At 48.8% G+C, this 18906-nt stretch carries 5 protein-coding genes; 3 read left to right on the forward strand and 2 right to left on the reverse strand.

The genetic code is table 11. From position 1 onward, the window contains the following. The first annotated feature begins 80 nt into the window (after window positions 1-80). Entirely contained in the window at window positions 81-677 is a 597-nt protein-coding gene (locus BWK47_RS15185) for a rhomboid family intramembrane serine protease (protein ID WP_162329298.1), read from the forward strand. A gap of 49 nt (window positions 678-726) precedes the next feature. Here the strand turns inward: BWK47_RS15185 and BWK47_RS15190 are convergent, their stop codons facing one another. Beyond that, on the reverse strand, window positions 727-2628 hold the full coding sequence (locus BWK47_RS15190; protein ID WP_162329299.1) for a PP2C family protein-serine/threonine phosphatase: 1902 nt from the start codon (window positions 2626-2628) through the stop codon (window positions 727-729). Window positions 2629-2856: 228 nt separating this feature from the next. Here BWK47_RS15190 and BWK47_RS15195 point away from each other — a divergent pair, with 228 nt between their 5' ends. Beyond that, window positions 2857-4542: a GTP-binding protein gene (locus tag BWK47_RS15195; protein ID WP_162329300.1), complete on the forward strand. Its 1686-nt coding sequence runs from the start codon at window positions 2857-2859 to the stop codon at window positions 4540-4542. Between the two features lie 321 nt (window positions 4543-4863). Then, complete coding sequence (gene fusB, locus BWK47_RS15200; RefSeq protein WP_162329301.1) at window positions 4864-6951, forward strand: elongation factor G variant FusB; 2088 nt, start codon at window positions 4864-4866, stop codon at window positions 6949-6951. Window positions 6952-7042: 91 nt separating this feature from the next. Here the strand turns inward: fusB and BWK47_RS15205 are convergent, their stop codons facing one another. Beyond that, on the reverse strand, window positions 7043-18799 hold the full coding sequence (locus tag BWK47_RS15205; protein ID WP_162329302.1) for a SwmB domain-containing protein: 11757 nt from the start codon (window positions 18797-18799) through the stop codon (window positions 7043-7045). Window positions 18800-18906: the final 107 nt, after the last annotated feature.

Genomic DNA, 18906 nt, shown 5'->3' on the forward strand with positions numbered 1-18906 from the left:
ATTCTAGGGCGATTGGTTATCCTTGATTATGGATGGGTCCCTGGCCCTCCTAACCTCAGCCGTCGCTCTTTGTCACCACCATGAGCCAAAATTCCAAAACTGCCCTGCGGGCCACCCTGCAAAGTCAGTTCTCGATTATTGTCAGTTTTTTAGCCATTTTTTGGCTTCTGGAAATCTTAGATGCGTTTGTTTTTCGGGGTAGTTTGGATCAATTTGGCATTTACCCCCGCTCCCTGGAAGGTCTGAGGGGAATTGTCTTTGCACCCTTTCTCCATGCGGACTTTGGTCATCTAATTGCCAACAGCGTACCGTTCGTTGTTCTTGCCTGGTTGGTGATGCTCCAGGAAGTGAGTGATTTTTGGATTGTGACCATTATCACCATGGTGGTGGGCGGCCTGGGGGTCTGGTTAATCGCCCCAGCCAACACCGTCACCGTTGGGGCCAGCATTCTTATTTTCGGTTACCTAGGATTTTTGCTATTACGAGGTTGGTTCCAAAAAAACCTAGCTTCCATTGTCCTTTCTATCGTTGTCCTAGTTCTCTACGGCAGTGCCCTTTGGGGACTATTGCCTGGTCGGGCGGGGGTTTCTTGGCAGGGACACTTATTCGGTTTCATCGGTGGGGCGATCGCCGCTTGGTTAATTGCTAGGGAAAAGCATTACTACAGCAAAAATTAGGAAGGTTTTGAAAAACACTGATCAACAATGACCTTGAGCTTTCCCAGCACTACTTTTGTTTGAGAATCAATAGGGTGACATCATCCTCCGCCGGTTGGTCGCCCAAAAAATTGCGTAGATCGGCGATCGCCTGGTGACGGATTTCCTCTGGTGTCTGGCGTCGATGTTGGCAAAGCACTGTTTGTAATCTTTCTATGCCGTAAAACTGCCTCTGGCTATTCATTGCTTCCGTAATGCCGTCGGTATAAAGCACCGCCAAATCACCACTGTTTAGATTAATTTCCCGCTCCGTCACAAAGGCGCTAATATCTTGTTCCAAACCCAGGGGAAAGCCCAACTCAAAAGTATCAATCTGTTCCGTTTCTCCGTTACTGCGGATAATCAATACTTCCTCATGTTGGCCGCTGAGGCGAATTAGCCCCGCTTCGTATTGCAACACGCTTAAGGTCATATTCTTGGAAGAACCCATTCTGCGGGTATTTTCGTAGATGGTGCGGTTCATGGCGCTCAACAGTTTGACCGGATCAGTCACCCCATGTTCTAACAAAGTCCGCAATGCTGTTTGGGCCATAATCATCACCAAACTGCTTTCTAGATCATGGCCAGTAACATCACCAATGCTAATTCTGACTTGACCATTGGTTTGCAGAACGTCGTAATAATCTCCCCCCACCTCCGTAGCCGATTCCATAAAACCAGCAATTTCTAGCCCCGCCACCGCCGCCAATTCCTGTTCCGAAGGCATTAACATCTGTTGCAATTTTCGGGTAATGTCAATTTCCGCTTCCAAACGCAGATTTTCGTCCTGTAATTTTTCTGTCAGGCGACAGAGGGCATCGGCCACCGTATTAAAGGCGTGGACTACCTCCGCCATTTCGTCCTGGGTTTGCAATTCCACTGCTTTGGTTTGACTGCCCGCCACCATTTTTTCCGCCGCACTGCTCAAACTAGCAATGGTGGCCATGACGCTGGCATAAAAGCCCCAAAAAAGATAGACGGCGATCGCCAAGGTGGCTAAAACGAAGGTGCTGAGGAGCCATTGCCGTTGCTGGAAGTTTTGAATACGTTGGGATAATAGCTGGTCTAATTCAGGACTGAGCACCTGCCAAAAGTGCAAACTGTTCAATAAACCCCATTGGCTCTGCTGGTTTAATTGGGCATCATTGAGTTTTATTTGTCCGGTAATGACTCCGGTTAGGCTCTGCTCCAACTCTTCCAGGGCTGTGGTCAAACCGTTCAAGCTATTAATTACCCTCGGTTGTAGTTGTTGGCCGGCATTGTGGGTGAAGGCAACCCCCAAATTTTTGACCAAACTTGTCTTCAATTGGGCTAATTGGGCTTTAATCACCAGCAATTGAGATTCTTCCACCGGAGAGAGACCCTTGCCGGAGTGGGCCGCAATAATTGTCCCCAATTGAGCTAAATCCGTTTGTAATTGGGGCAGTTTCAGCAACAGCGCTTCCATTAGGTAATAACTGTCCAAGTCCGGATCCAGGATTAAGTTGGACTGATTCCCCACTTTTGTCCGCAGAGTGGCGATCGCCTGGAGAATTTGCTCTGACTTTTCTAGCTTTCCATCTTCAACCGGGGATAAACCTTGCTCCAGATCCCCATAATCCATTGCCGTGGCTAGCTTTTTTCCCCATCGCTCCTGGGCTAGGGCTAATTGGTCCGCTGGCGATCGCCAATGGTTAGGCCCTAGGGAAGTTAGGGGTTGCATCAACACCGTTTGTTGCAATTGTTGCAGAGGCCCTAGATAGGCCAAACCCTGTTGCTCTAGTTGGGCAAACTGAATTTGACCCTGAATTTCCGACAGCAGCAAGAAAATGGCTAAACCCAGGGGCAACAAAAAACAGACACTAATCAGAGCAAACTTTTGGGGATAGTGCAATCGATTAATCAAGCCCACCGCTGGTTTGAGCACTTTTTGCCCCACAGTTACCGGCTCCATAACTTTTTCCCAATCACTGCAACAAAACTATTTTTAAGAGTACCCAAGGCTGACTCTGATCACAGCGGGGTCTTTTCGCTCCCAACGCTAACACAATCCTGGGGTCATCATTATTGGGCAAAATCAATGGTCAGAGCTACGTTTGTTCAATTCTTTGTCACTGCTTTGCCGCTGTTATGATCAAAGCTCAAAGTCAAGCATCGTCTTGGCATTATTCCCTGTTTGTCCATGCCCCTGCCCCGTTTACTAACCATTGTCCTCGCTGTCAGTTTCATCTTGGGGATGGTGATTTGGCTCATTGATGCCATTCTGCGGCTTTATTCCCAGGTGGCTTGGACTTCCCCTTTTTTGGCCAATATTGTCATTTTGTTAGTTATTGGGGTACTAGCTCTGTTGATTGCCACTTTTTTTTACTATTTCAACCTGGCTAATCAGCCCAAGGATAGTTCTGGCAAAAAACGGCGACGTATAAAATTACCTGAGCAAAAAAACGAAACGGCGGCGGCTAATTTACAAGCAGTGCGGCGGCAGATGCAACAAATCCAAGACCAGGTGGCCCAAAAAGCGCTATTGGAAAAAACCCGTTTAATTGAGGCGCAGTTAAAACGAGGCAATTTAAATTTAGTGGTGTTTGGCACAGGAGCGGCAGGTAAAACCTCTTTGGTGAATGCTTTATTGGGCCAAATTCAGGGAGAAGTAGCCCCCACCATGGGTACCACGATCGCCGGGGAAAAATATTATCTTTACTTGGACGGGGTAAGCCGAGATTTGGAAATTACGGACACACCGGGCATTTTGGAGGCGGGGGTGCGGGGTACGGAACGGGAAACAGCGGCTCGGCAATTGGCCACGGAGGCGGATTTGCTACTGTTTGTGGTGGATAACGATCTGCGCCAGTCGGAATACGAACCCCTGCAAGCATTGGCCAAAATTGGTAAACGGTCTTTACTCATTCTCAACAAAGCTGATTTGTATCCCCCGGATGAGGTGGAAGTATTATTGCAAACTCTCCGGCAACGGGTTAAAGCTTTTATTCCCCCGGAAGATGTGTTGGCGATCGCCGCTCGGCCCCAGGATGTGGCCATTCAACCGGGATTACTGATGAGACCAGAGCTGGAAATTGAGCCTTTGGTGAAACGTTTAGTGTCCGTGCTCCGCAGTGATGGGGACGATCTGATGGCGGACAACATTCTCTTGCAGTCCCAACGGCTGGGGGATGAGGCTCGGCAAATTATTGAACAGCAACGGCAACGGGAAGCCATGAAAATTATTGACCGTTACCAATGGATTGGGGCGGGAGCCATTGCAGTTACCCCTCTGCCAGTGATTGATCTGTTGGCCACTACAGCCATCAACGCTCAAATGGTGGTGGAGATCGGTCGGGTCTATGGCTGTGAAATTGACGGCGATCGGGGCAAGGAGTTGGCCATTTCCCTGGGTAAAACCTTTGTGGGACTAGGCATTGTCAAAGGGGCGGTGGAGTTGATGGCCCAGGCAATGCAGTTGCAACTCACTACCTATATCATTGGTAAAGCAATTCAGGGCATCACTGCGGCCTACCTCACCCGCATTGCTGGTAAAAGTTTTATTCAATATTTCCGTCAGGATCAGGATTGGGGCGATGGCGGCGTGGCCCAAGTGGTGGAACAACAATTCCAACTCAGTCGCAAAGATGAATTCATCCAAGCCTTTGTTAAACAGGCGATCGCCAAAGTGGTGGAACCCCTGGAAGATTTTTGGGGCAAGGAAAGCCCAGATACTACCCCAGAACAGCTAGAACCCTTGCCAGAACTGGGAGATTTAACGCCCCTAGAGGAAGAATTCATCGAAGCCATCCTACCTGAACCGGAAGTTTACCATACCCGTTATGCCGATTGGGATAGTCCCCGACCCCAGCGCCAGGATGATTGGTAATTAGCCATGACGTGAGTCCGACAGCTAAAAAGTAGTTAGTGGGAGGGCTTTTGATGGCGGAAAACAAAACTCTCTTTCAGTTCATCATTTTCGTTCACCCTCGGCGATCGCCTCCTCTGCCTGGGGACTCTGTTGGGGCACATATAATTTACAATTGTTACAATTGTGGCTGTTTTAAATAGGCCTCCCCTTTGGCCTGTCGTTGTGGCATAAAGTCTAGCTAAGGCCCAGAACCCCGACCGGCAAACAACACGACCCCATAACCTATACATCCAACCGCCCCTCTGTTTGCTGTTGGCTAAAATTTACACGTAAATTCCTATGGAAAAAGATCTCACTCGTTACCGCAATATTGGTATTTTCGCCCACGTAGATGCGGGTAAAACCACCACCACCGAACGGATTTTGAAGTTAACCGGGAGAATCCATAAACTCGGCGAGGTACACGAAGGCGAATCCACCATGGACTTCATGGAGCAGGAAGCGGAGCGGGGTATCACCATCCAATCGGCGGCCACCAGTTGTTTTTGGAAAGATCATCAACTCAATGTTATCGACACCCCTGGCCACGTGGACTTCACTATTGAAGTTTACCGCTCCCTGAAAGTGTTGGATGGCGGCATTGGGGTATTTTGTGGCTCCGGCGGTGTGGAACCTCAGTCGGAAACCAACTGGCGCTATGCGAACGATTCTAAAGTCGCCCGTTTGATTTACATTAATAAACTTGACCGTACCGGGGCAGATTTTTACCGGGTAGTTAAGCAGGTGGAAACGGTGCTCGGGGCTAAACCCTTGGTGATGACTCTGCCCATCGGGACAGAAAATGATTTCGTTGGTGTGGTGGATATTCTCACGGAAAAAGCCTATATCTGGGATGACTCCGGCGACCCGGAAAAATATGAAATCACCGATATTCCCGCTGACATGGTGGACGATGTGGCCACCTACCGAGAAATGCTGATCGAAACAGCGGTGGAACAGGACGATGATTTGATGGAAAAATACCTGGAAGGGGAAGAAATCATCATCGACGACATCAAGCGTTGTATCCGTACCGGCACCCGTAAGTTGGACTTTTTCCCCACCTATGGCGGTTCCTCCTTTAAAAACAAAGGGGTACAACTGGTGCTGGACGCGGTGGTGGACTACTTGCCCAACCCCAAAGAAGTACCTCCTCAACCGGAAGTGGATTTAGAAGGGGAAGAAACCGGCAACTACGCCATTGTTGATCCAGAAGCCCCCCTGCGGGCCCTGGCGTTCAAAATTATGGACGACCGCTTTGGTGCTTTGACCTTCACCCGGATTTACTCCGGTACCCTCAGTAAAGGGGACACCATTCTCAACACTGCCACCGGTAAAACAGAACGCATTGGTCGTTTGGTGGAAATGCACGCCGATTCCCGGGAAGAAATTGAGTCCGCTCAAGCCGGGGACATTGTGGCGATCGTGGGCATGAAAAATGTGCAAACGGGCCACACTCTCTGTGACCCCAAAAATCCGGCCACTTTGGAACCCATGGTCTTCCCCGACCCGGTGATCTCCATTGCCATTAAGCCCAAGAAAAAAGGCATGGACGAAAAATTGGGTATGGCTCTGAGCAAAATGGTGCAGGAAGATCCTTCCTTCCAAGTAGAAACCGACGAAGAAAGCGGTGAAACCATCATTAAAGGGATGGGGGAATTGCACTTGGATATCAAAATGGATATTCTCAAGCGTACCCATGGTGTAGAAGTGGAAATGGGTAAACCCCAGGTGGCCTACCGGGAATCCATTACCCAGCAGGTATCGGATACCTATGTGCACAAGAAGCAGTCCGGTGGTTCTGGTCAGTATGCCAAAATTGACTACATCGTGGAACCTGGGGAACCCGGTTCTGGCTTCCAGTTCGAGTCCAAAGTAACTGGTGGTAACGTGCCCCGGGAATATTGGCCCGCAGTACAAAAAGGTTTTGACCAGAGTGTGGTTAAAGGCGTTTTGGCTGGCTATCCTGTGGTGGACTTGAAAGTTACCCTCACCGACGGTGGCTTCCACCCTGTAGACTCTTCGGCGATCGCCTTTGAAATTGCGGCTAAAGCTGGTTACCGTCAAAGCTTGCCCAAAGCTAAACCCCAAATTTTGGAACCGATTATGGCGGTGGATGTGTTCACCCCGGAAGACCATATGGGGGATGTCATCGGTGATTTGAACCGTCGTCGGGGCATGATCAAATCCCAGGAAACTGGCCCCATGGGGGTACGGGTAAAAGCGGATGTGCCTTTGAGCGAAATGTTCGGCTACATCGGTGATTTACGCACCATGACTTCCGGTCGGGGTCAATTCTCCATGGTGTTTGACCACTACGCTCCTTGCCCCACCAACGTGGCGGAGGAAGTAATCAAAGAAGCCAAGGAACGGCAAGCCGCAGCCTAATTCCAAATTTGACTGTCTCTGATGTTTTATGCCCCCATTTTCGGGGGCTTTCTTCTTTGGGAAGGATCCCCTAAGCTAATGTCTCGGAACATTAAAGCTGGTAGTCAAACTGTAAAATCACATCGTTGTAGTCCGCATCTCCCCCGCCAACAATATCCTCGAAACCAAACAAGTTACTACCCAGGCGGGACATTTGACTAATACCACCGGGATTAGCCGCCCCAAAGGAAAATAGGGCAACTGGGCCAAGGCTTGGATCATTATCAGGATTTTGAGCGAGTACATCGTCAATGGAGGCATTGGGGATAATGGCCAAACCGTACATGGTATTTCCCCATAAATTAACCACCTCTTGTTTTGTACTAAAGAATTCTCCTGGAGCCATTAAACTAGCTCCCATTGAGGGATCTTTAGCCCGTGTTAACGCCTGTCGTACATAGCCCACATCCCCTGGGTTGAGGTCAATCTGGCGATCGCCATCAACGTCAATACCGCCGGTTAAACTATCTACTTTGTACAGTACGATCAAGTTTTCGTAGGCCCCCGCCCGACTAATGGAGACATCGGTCAGCACCGGGCGATCAGTAATGCCAGAGACAACTAAGGTGTTAGAGAAAATTTCTGTAGTGATGCCAGCAAAATTTAACTGATGGTAACCTCGGCTATCTGTTTCCACTGTGGGGGCAACGTCAATGGAGAAAGTAGTGATGTTATCCGCTTGGCTGTAAAGCATGTAATAGGTATTCGCCGGCAAATCGGAACTGCTAAAGTTACCGAAAAATTGGGATTCGGTCGGAACAAGATCGTCGATATTGGTGAAGCTCTGCTGGGCCAAATGGCGGGTGAGGGCTAGGGCGGAGGCACTGTCTTGGTCACTGAAAAGTACCTGTTTACGGGCTAGGGCAGCCGCTTCATAGTCAGGATCATTAGGCTGTAAACCGTCAATGGTGCCATCGGGGGAATCAAGGGCAATCCAGCCCAGTTCATAGTTTTGGTAGGGACTATCAATTAGCCTAATTTGTATTTCCCCATCGGCAATGGTGGGAGCCCAAAAAACTTGGTTATTTTCCACAATTAAGCCAGGAATGGAGCGGCCCAAATAGCTGTTGGTGGCTACTAAACCGTTGCTGGAACTATCTGCATCCCCCCGATCGCCGTCTTTGAGTTGGAGATTGACTCCGTTGGCATTGGCTTGATTTTCCAAGTAGGTAAACTTAGCTCCGGTGGTGCCATCAAACATCAAAGATTCATAGCGCCCGATGGTGGGATTGTAGCTAAAAAAGTCATTGAACTCTCCCAGTCCATCGACACCGAGGTTAATGGCAGATTGGCCGTTATCAGTGGTGGTGGCAAAACTCACCACTCCCCCCATCAAACCACTGTTGACCATTTCATTTTGGTAATTCCAGCGGCGGATCTGTTCCCCATTGGCATCCCCCACCAAGAAAAGCTCCGGTTTTTCCATCGCCCCATCTAACCCTTCGGCCTCAAGGCTGACCAGCAGTCCAAATTGGCGATCGCCAACGAAACGGCCATTATTGGGAATGGGCACTGTAACGGTTTTACTAACTTCTCCGGGATTAAATAACAATCGTCCTGCCACCGGTAAATAGCGATCGCCAGCCTTACCACTGCCATCCTGGGTCAAGTAACTAACCCAAACATATTTGTCCAAATTAACCGTGCGGTTAATGGTAAATTCCGCCTTGCCGCTTAATTCTGATACGGTGGGGCTAGAAACGGAAATTTGGGTGGGAGCAGAGGGATTGTTAACTGTGGTGAAGTTAGAGGTGTTATTGGATGGTGTCCCGTTAACTGTCGATGCACCTATATTCGCACTAGAATTCCCGGAAGCGGACATCACCGTAGCCGTGGCAATACTAGAACTACCACTGGGCAGAATCGAAGCCGGGACATTGGTGGGAGTAGCGCCAAAACTGACAGAGTTAGCGGCAAAGGTGCTAGAAGTTTGATTGAGCAGTACGGTGGCCGCTGAAGTAGAGGAAGTATATTTGAGGAAATTCTGATTATTTTGATAAACCGTCTCTGGGTCTGTGCCGAAGTCACCACTCAAAATCAAGGAATCCGTCGAGTCTAGGTACAGGGTGAGGGTATTGGTGGGGGAAAGGGCCATTACCGTCAGAGCATTGAGGGTGAGTTTATTGGCGCCATAACCCTCCGTCAGCACAATTTCAAAATTTCGTAGCCGTAAGCCAGGGGAGAGGGTGGTCAAATCCCAATCCTGGCCGTTGTAACCGGCAAGAGCCAAAGTGTCAGTACCGGAACCACCATCCAAACGCTGAAAATAGATATCACTAACCGCCACATAATCATCTCCAGGGCCGGCATAAACCACATCCAAACCACCGTTGGTGTAAATTTGGTCGTCCCCCTGGCCGGCCACAAAACTTTCCCCGGTGGGAGTGCCCACCATCACATCATCACCAATGGTGCCCGTTTGATTGACGGTGTTATTAAAATCACTACCAAACAACACATAGGTGAGATTGTCGTCGTTGCTAGGGGCACCGATGATGAAATCACTAAACCCATCCCCATTAACGTCCCCACCGCCAGCTAAAGAAATGCCCGATTGGGAGCCTGGTAAGCCCGTAATTTGGAATCCATACTGGGTTTGCCCCACCTGGGAACTGTCGTAGCTTAGAGTAACGGCACTGGAGGTGTTGATGCTGGGATCATTGCTAGCAGTAAAATTGGGTACAGGGACGGGATTGCCAGAGGTAGCGTATTCCAATCCCCCCGATGATGGTGGCGTGTAGGTAACGGAGACAAAACCGCTCAAATTAACATCAGCATTCAGATTGAGGAGGACGCTCTTACTCGTAAGAAACGTGACAGAATCCACTGCCACCTGGGTTAACCCACTATTGACCGTAAACGCAGAGCCATCGGGAACGCTATCCGTGTCCAACTCTTGAGCAAAATTTAGAGTCAGTTGATTAATATTGCTGGTGACAAAACCCAGATTAAAGGGATTAGTTGCCCCATATTGATTACCCCAGAGCGAATTTCCCCCACCAAAGACCACAAAGGCCACCCCGTCAGTGGTGTTGTTACTATCCAGGGCCGTATTGGGGGAAGCAACGATTAAATCATCGTAACCATCACCGTTCACATCTCCGGCCGGCGCAAACTGGCTTAACAAGTAGGCTTGATTATTTGCCACATTGGTGGAAGTGTTAGGAGCCGGAGTCGCTACGACAACATCTGGGTTGGAACTACCGTTAAAACCACTAGTGGAACCATAGTAAATTAAAATCGCCCCCTGGTTATTTTCCAGCAGATTATTATTCCAACTGCCGAGATTGGAGAAAAAGCCTGGTGCTAGCACCGCAAAATCGGCAATGCCATCCCCATTAAAATCGCCAATGGGTTTTAGTTGACTGCCAAACTGTTGGGTCAGGTTCGGCTCGTAAATAGCATTGGAAACACTAAAGTTAATTTCGTAATTTCCCTGACTGCCGGTGGAACTAGCAAAACTCAGAAAAATACTTTCTTGGAAATAAACAGCAATCGGCCCCTGGCTCGTGGTTTGACCGGGAACTTCAGTGTCACTGCTCCAGGTCGTGCCCCCATCTGTGGAAGCAAGGTAGAGAATATCTCTGTCACTATTGGCAGAGACAAAGAAGAGATAAAGAGTATCCCCCACCAAAACAAGACTAGGCCCCGCATCGGAAGACTGGCCGGCAATAATGCTACTAGACCAGTTCCCATCACTTAAGGTAGCGACGTTAAGATCCGTATTACCGTTGCCAATAAAACCCACCAGTAAATTGTCCCCATCGGCCACGACTCCCAAGTTGCCACCGGAGGCTTGGGCATCACCTGCGCTGTTGGTGACGGACTTGTTGTCGCTCCAAGTTGTACCGTCAGTGGAAGTGACATAGAGAATAGTTCTGTCATCGTTATCAGCAACAAAGAACGTATAAAGTTCACCGTTATAAACGGCCAGAGTTGGAGGAAAATCGGCAATGGTTGTTTGGTTAGTATTGACTGAATTACTGGTGTCAAACGTTAACCCTAAGTCGCTACTGCTGTCTAAGGTCGCTGGGGTTACGATGATGGAATTATCACTAGTGGAGCCATCGCTAGCGACAGATGCGAGATAAAGGGTGTCATTAAAAACGACAAGGGAGAATTGGGCTGACGTGGAAAAGTCAGAAAAATTGGTTAACCCCTCCCAGTTGTAGCCGTCGGCGGTGCGTTGTACTACTAATGAACCACCCAGGAAGCTTTCGTCGTTCTCAAGGGTTGCAGAGTAGGCCATGTAGAGATAACCGTTGTAAACCGCTAGAGCTGGGGGGTTGTTAATTAGCTGACCACTGAGGGAATTATTAACGTTACTGCTACTGCTCTCGGATGTATAAAAGCCCCAGGGATCAGTGGTTAAATCTGCAGTAAGGGGGGCGGAGGGAGGATTGACCAGATTCCCGACGGAAGTACTGGTGGTATTACCGAAATAAACGGAGGCTTGACCGTTGGCAACAGGGGAAACGGGACTGACTTGATTACTATTAGGAGCACCGCCGCCAATATCACTAAAACCATCACCATTGACATCGCCAATACTGTTAAAAATGTTATTGCCATTAGCATTAAAACTAATGGGGTTGCTCAGGGTTCCTTCACCATTACCGAGGTAAAGTTGGAACCCATTGCTAACCCGCAGTAGTAAATCGTCATAGCCATCGCCGTTGTAATCTCCCGCCGTGACAAAATTGACAACAAGGCTCAATGTACCGGTGCTTAAAACTAAGGTTTGTTGTCCGCCCAAGCTGGGATTGCCGAAAATCAAGTAAAAGTTATTATTTTGATCCAGTACGCCAACATCTTGTAAGCCATCGCCGTTAAAGTCCCCTGCCGTGCCAACCTGTTGAATCAAGCCATTATTGGCAATGGAAATGATTAACTGGTCAGTGCCCGATGCGGCATCGAGCAAATCCTGGGTACTAGCCCCAAAGGTAACCACTGCTCCGTAGGGACTGCCTCCCGCCAACACATCGGCAAAGCCATCACCATTAATGTCCCCCACCATGACCACGTTACTGCCAGTTCCGGATAGGGTTTGATTGCTCACGGAATATAACGTGCCATCAATGACAAAACCGTTATCAGCGGAAATATCGGCTAATTTGATACTGCCGTCGTCCGCTAACCAGGGATGGCCATAAACGGCATAGATTTGTTGGGCACCGGGGGAAGTCACCAGTAAATCATCCACTCCGTCATTATTAATATCTCCTACTCCGATCGCCGCTTGGCCCGTTGCTTGGAAAGGTTCACTGCCATTGAGGAGAAAGGTAGTTTTACTGTCGTTGGCGGTGGGGCTGAGGTCAAATAGAGTGGCTAAAGTCTCTAAATTGAGGGGGCCAAACAGTAGATAACTTTGGCCAGCGGCATTGGCGGCCTGGGGCGCATTGATCAGAAAATCCTGGTAGCCATCATCATTAATGTCCCCTGGGGAAGAAATGGTGAAGCCTGTTTTACTGCCAGCAATTCCCCCATTGATCACCAGATTGGCCACACTGGTAATGCCCTCACTCACCGTGCTATTGCCACTGGGGACACTGCCTCCCCGGACAACGTAGACAACTCCTGTGTTGTTATTCACCCCCGTGGCCGACACCGCTAAATCCTGTTGGCCATCCCCGTTCAGATCCATAGACAGACCAGAGGCGATCGCCGATCCGAGGAAAGAATCCGCCGCCACACCATCCTGGGCCGGAGTATTAGGGCCAGTGAGGGTATAGGTAGGTGTAAGGGGCTCAGAGCTACTGGCAAATCCAGAGCTACTGGCAAATACATAAACGGCCCCAGCAGAAACATTGGATTGAGAGGGATATTTACCTTGATTTGCCTCAGGTAAACCACTCTGCCCAGACCATTGGTTCGTGACCGACGCGACATAGCCTGGAGCACCAACAATCAGATCGTCCGTAGTGCTACTGCCCGTGAAGGTAGTCGGCCCCCCCGCCGTATAGTGGGAAACTCCCAGGGCATAACCGACAGACTCAGACCCATCCTCCGTTTGTCCGCTATACACCAATATGGGTTGGGAGGGTTGGGGGGAATTAGAGCTATTACTGCCATAGACAACATAAACAGAGCCAGTACCATCGTTGGCCAGGGGGGCACCGAAAACAATGTCAGCGTAATTATCCCCATCAAAATTGCCCACTACCACTGCAAAACCAGCTAGTCCCCCCGCATCCAAGCCGTTCACCACAAAGCCCATGGAGGATGGTGTGGTGGTTAAATTGCCAACGTCTATGGTGGTGCCGGGATTAGCATTCAAGTAACTGCCATAGACCACATAAATGGCCCCATTACCCCCGTTGGCATTGCCGTCCCCAATTACTAGATCGGGGATGCCATCTCCATTCACATCCCCTGTGGCCAAGCTCATCGGCACCGAGTTATTGGCCGAGCCGCCGTCCGTAATGCCCGTAATTAAAATTCCGTTGGGGTTACCGGATAAATCAGTGATGGTGAGAGGACTGGCCTCGTTATCCCCCAGTACTGCTCCCCCGGCAAAGAGGATTTGGACAGTGCCCTGCTGAAGCACCACACCGCTACTGTTGGTATAACCCCGATTACCCACTGCCACATAGACCAGATCCCCTGAACTGTTAAAAGCACTGGCCAGCACCGCCCCGATCGCCGTATTGTCCGTTGGGATAATAAAACCACTATCAATCAGGGTGAGGGAAGAATCCTCCGTTTCCGTTACTGTGGCAATGCCCAACACCTGGGTACCGGCTCCATTGGTGGGGTCAGTGGTGCCAACCTTAAGATTAATGGCAGAGTCACTGTCACCATTAATGACTACCTGGAAGTTGGAATAATCTTTGGGATTGTTATTGCCGGGGTCAACAAATAGGCCGAACTGTTGGGTGGCTCCATTAGTGGCATAGCTGAAGTCAGAACCATTGGGATTGAGGCTATTTAGGAGTTTATTGCCCTGGACAATGCCCAGTTGTTGAGTGGAACTATCAACACCAGTGCCGATCGCCCAGGAAACAGTTTGCGTTTGCCCATTGGTATTGAGATTGGCGGTCACGACCACGGAGGTTAGGGTTTGGGCCTGTTGATTCGGTAACGTCAGGGGTAAGTAAATATCCGTTACACCGTTGGGGTTGATATTGCCATTGGCATTGGCGGCGGTATTGGCCACAATGTCCCATACCAAGGGATTAGCGTCGGATAGGGCTGTGGGGGTCAGGATTGGAGTGGGGTTAATTTTGTTGGGGCTTTGCCAGGCACTACCATTCCAAACACTGTGGTAGGTCTGGGGGCCTGGGGGAATGGGATCCACATATTGGGCGGCATAACGATCGCCAATTTGATTACCCGCACCGAACAATTCCAGTATTTGTAAAGCATTGACGGCAGTGGGATCAACATTGGCCGGACTATTGGGGTCGTAGGTGAGGGCTGTGCTGTAGAGGGCCACCTCATCTAAATACACATCGCCGGACCCACCGGCCAAAATCAAACTTCCCGTTGTGGGGGCATTGGCAAACGTTACCTGGTCTAAAGAACCGGCTAACGCACCGTCGATGTATAGATTAAGGGTGCCAGTCGGGCTTTGATAGGGAACATTGTAGGTGGCTACTACGTAATACCATTGATCCTTTTCAATGCTGGTGCTGCCAGTGACAGAAGACCCCTGACTATTGGCCAAACTCACGGTAACAGCGGCGGAATTGAGGGCAACGGTAAATAATCCCCCAAAGGAAACTAAATCCAGTGCTTCACTGGGCAAATTAGGCACTTTGAACCAAAATTCCACACTAAAGTTTTGGCCAACAACGGGTAAGTTGTCCACACTCACCTGACCGCCACTAAACAACACCGCCCGGTTAGGATCGCCTAAATTAGCTAGATCCGTAGCATTGGGATTTTGGAGCGCCCCCGTTTGATTGAGGGTGTAATTGCCGCTGTAAACCCCATTGGCCGCCCCCCCAAATAACCCTTCATTTTGGGCCGTAGTACCGCTTAAATTTGATAACCGGAGGTACACCACTGGATCCGATTCCAACACCAGTTCGCTGTAGGAAATGGGCTGGGTTTCTGTCCAGAAAATAGCCGGATTACCATTAAGACTGGCAATGGTTAAACCGGTAAAAGGGTCGGGGGTAATTTCCGACAAAATACTGACGGGAGTTGACCAGGGACTGGAACCATTGGAATTGGGTTGCCATAGAGAGTAATAAATAGTGGTGGTGGTTTCCCCATTACTGTCTGTTTGGGTATTCAGCCAAGCGGCCATTAAATCGCCATTGGGGCCAACCCCCAAGGTCACTTGGCCATCGGTTCCCGCCTGTTGACCAGCTAAGGGAGCGGCCACACTCCATTGATTGTCAGTGCCCAAGCCCAAAACAGAATAGTAAATGTCTGTGGCCTGAAGGCTATTGTTAATTAATTGCGCTTGGTTATCGGTGTAAATTTGCCCAGGCACAAGAAGATTCGGAATGTCGCTAGTGTCCGCATTGACCCAAACCAGGAAGTTACTTCCTTCATAAAGAAAAGCAACGGGGTCAAAATTCATGCCACTGGTACCGGGGATAGTGGAAATGGCCGAAATACCAGCGTTACCAAAGGGAGAAAATGCGGTTTTAATAACAGTGCTGGGATTGGGCGGTGTGGTAAGAATGGCACTGGTGCTGAAGTCGTTAACCAGTTGATTGTTACTGCCCGTCAACCCTCCGATGGCGGCATCATAGCTAACAGAAACTAAATTCCCTTGGGGGATATAAAAAGTGCTCCCCTGGGCAGAAGTTTCTAGGCTTAAAATAACGGAAGTGGCGTTAACATCAGCTTGCTCAACAGTTACTAACTGACCGTTGACCACAACAGTAAAAGCGTCAGCACTAATTTCACCTTGATCAGGAATTAGTAAAGTCTGATCAAAGGGAATAACTAAAATATTGGCTGAGCCGTAACCGTTATAATTATTGTCGTTAGATTCCACCACTAAGGGGGCGGGAGCAACGGTGGGACTATCCTCCACCAGGGCCGCCAAATTATCAAAGGGAGAAATCCAAAATGTGGTGTTGGTGGGGTCAGTGAAATTTAAGTTATTGCTGTCAGTACCATAGGAATTGGTGGGAGTATAACTAACTGTCACCGTATCTGTGGTGGCGATCGCCTGCTCAAGGGTTAATGTGACAGTGTTACCAGAAACGTTGGGAGGATTCTGGGTACTAAGGGTCTGGACAGTGCCATTGGCCGTGACAATAAACTGATCTGCGCTAGGAAATGTACCAGCGCTTTGGGAGTTGGCTAAGTCCTGGCCAAAAGTAAGATAAACACTGGTGCTACTAGCGCCACTACTATTAGTAGTTGTATTGGCAATAACACTCAACGGTAGAAGCAAAGGAGAATCACTACTCCACGCCAAGAGAACGTCTCCCTTACTTGTTAATGCCAGCGTGGGCGGACTATCTTGGGCAAAGTCATTTTCCAAATTGGCAATAACTTGATTAGTGGAACTACTACTGGCAGAAGTACTGTTAACCAAGCCGCTGGTGGTGGCAGAACTAGTACTGCTGATGGAAAATTGCTGAATTTCGCTGTTATTGGCAGTCTGGAGATTAGTCGGAGGGGAGCTTGTGGAAGTATTGGGGGTGTAAGTTACTGTATAGTCACTGCCTGGATTACTTGCTACCCCTAAAATAACCCCTTGGTTGGTGACCGCCAAAACAGAGTTAACCGCAATATTTTGACCATTAGCAGTAACGGTAAAATTACTAACGGCGGGAATAATTTCTGTGTTGAGGGGGGTATTGAAATTGACAACAATTTGGTTAACGGTATTGTTATAGTTTTGACTGTTACCACCAACGGGGGTGTAGGTATAGGTAATATTTTGGCTGGTGTTATTGGCTACGGATAAATCACTAAAACTACCAATGTCGTTGCCTTGGCTATCTTCCAAGGGATTACTACCTGGTTTATAACTTATTTGAACTGCATTGGCCAGACTTTGATCGTTAAGGGTAGTGTAGGGGATAGCATTATTTAGCTGTAAAATAACCGCATTCTGTTGCACAATGACATTGAATACGGGGATAGTCTTGGTCTCGCCACTACCATCGGTATAGGTAACAGTAAACTCACTGCCACTGGGAACTGAGTTGGTATTTAACGTGGTTCCTAAATTGGAGAAATCTAGGGTTAGTAATGAGCCTTGGACAGAAGCGGTGGGGGTTGTTGTGTCATCTCCACCACTGCTACTACTGGCTAGGGCAAAACTATTCGCGGTAGCTGTAGAAGCTGAACTGCCATAGGGATTGGTTTCCCAAGTCCAAGAGGGATTAATGCCTAGGCCAATATTGATAAACCCCAACAGTTTAGCCGTTAAGCTAATGGGAAAACCCAGGGTAAAACTAGCCGCAGGGTCACCAAAGGCAACAAGGACACTAATTTCACCATCCCCTGTAAGCTGAAACAAAGAAGTTAGATTTAGTTGGGCTTGAACCCCGGCGGAAAGGGGAAAACCAATCTGAAAAGAATTGAGGTTAAGTTGATCATTAGTGCCACCAATGATTTCCGCAATCGGTGCTCCCAAGGCAATGGCGATCGCCGCCGCTGAACCGATGGGGGGAATAAGTATCAAAGATTCCAGATCACCGTCAGGGTTGAGGCCAGGGGTCAAAGGTGGAATATAAGTAGCTGGATTATTAGGAGATAAATCAGCTTGCACTAATACTCCAACACTGCCAATCCAACTCAATTCAAAATTTATTCCCCCTTTGTTTTTAGGATCTCCATAGGTCAGGAAAGGGACATTGGCATTGAATGTTAACTGTAAGAGCGTTGTCTCGGTATTAAGGGGATAATTAGGCGATTGATTACTAAAGTTATAGGTCGTACCTAAACCACCGGAAATTTTAAACAGATTGGCAATTTTTTTCTCCCTCGTAATTGCTTGTCCAAAAGCTTCTAAGGTTAATCCGCCCGGACTAAAACCACTGGAACCCTGCAAAATTCCTTCAATTTTAATCTTGCTGAAGAAAGGGTTTAATAAATCCTTAACACCGGGCAAAGGAATGCCGTCTAAAATGCCCCAATTGTATAAATTATTACTGCTCCAGGCCTGGGAAAAGTTCCAATTTTGCCCCCAGCCCTGAAAAGCGGGACTACTGCTAGCGGTGGTGGCAATGCTTAAGGATTCCCCAGCAGTTAAGGGATTGTAACTAGCGTTGGGGGCAGGGGTCGGTGCTGGAGCAAAGTTACCTTGGATCACCCCATTTTGAATTATGGGCGGAGAATAGGCCGCATTACTAGTGGGGGTTGGTAAAGTGGGGAACTGATCACTGCTAACGGTGAAAGATTGATAGTAAAGATCCGTGTCTTCTTGAATGCTTTGGTTAGCCGCATTCTCCACGTTGACCTTTTGCCCCACCACAAACACAGTGCCATTACTGGCGATCGCCCTGGGTTCCAAATCCCCCACCTGATCCGAAGTCAATAGTACAGGACTGGGTAGCCACTGGAGTTGATTATTGGGGTTATATTGGGCCGCTGTGTAATAAAAATCACTATTGTTATCCTTGCCCTGTTGCCAAACCACCGCCAGACCGGGCAGAGTTGCACTGTTTGTGCTCCCCGATTGATTGATCAGATTAGGGCTAGCCACTAGGTTCAAACTGGTGACCGGCTCAAAACCCACGTAGGCAATGGGTTGGGCATCTTCCCAAATTTGCGAATTATCGTTATAAACGGCGTGCCAGAGGTTCGTTCCCTCGGCCCAGACTAGGTGGGTTATGCCATTGGCATCGGTGGTGATGGCGGAAAGGCGGGAGGCGAGGTTGATGGCCATGGTAAGTGCCTGAAAAGAAAAACCTTGTCACCCATTTTAACGATGCTCGCCGGGAAAACTTGTAAAGTTCATTGAATTCTAATGGTTGTTTTTGGGGAGAAAAATTC

The organism is Synechocystis sp. CACIAM 05, from assembly GCF_010222815.1.
Lineage (GTDB): Bacteria > Cyanobacteriota > Cyanobacteriia > Cyanobacteriales > Microcystaceae > Synechocystis.

Bases quoted from the DNA above. Each gene is read 5' to 3' on its own strand.
- BWK47_RS15185 (WP_162329298.1), top strand. From the start codon at position 81: ATGAGCCAAAATTCCAAAACTGCCCTGCGGGCCACCCTGCAAAGTCAG.
- BWK47_RS15205 (WP_162329302.1), bottom strand. From the start codon at position 18,799: ATGGCCATCAACCTCGCCTCCCGCCTTTCCGCCATCACCACCGATGCC.
- BWK47_RS15195 (WP_162329300.1), top strand. From the start codon at position 2,857: ATGCCCCTGCCCCGTTTACTAACCATTGTCCTCGCTGTCAGTTTCATC.
- BWK47_RS15190 (WP_162329299.1), bottom strand. From the start codon at position 2,628: ATGGAGCCGGTAACTGTGGGGCAAAAAGTGCTCAAACCAGCGGTGGGC.
- fusB (WP_162329301.1), top strand. From the start codon at position 4,864: ATGGAAAAAGATCTCACTCGTTACCGCAATATTGGTATTTTCGCCCAC.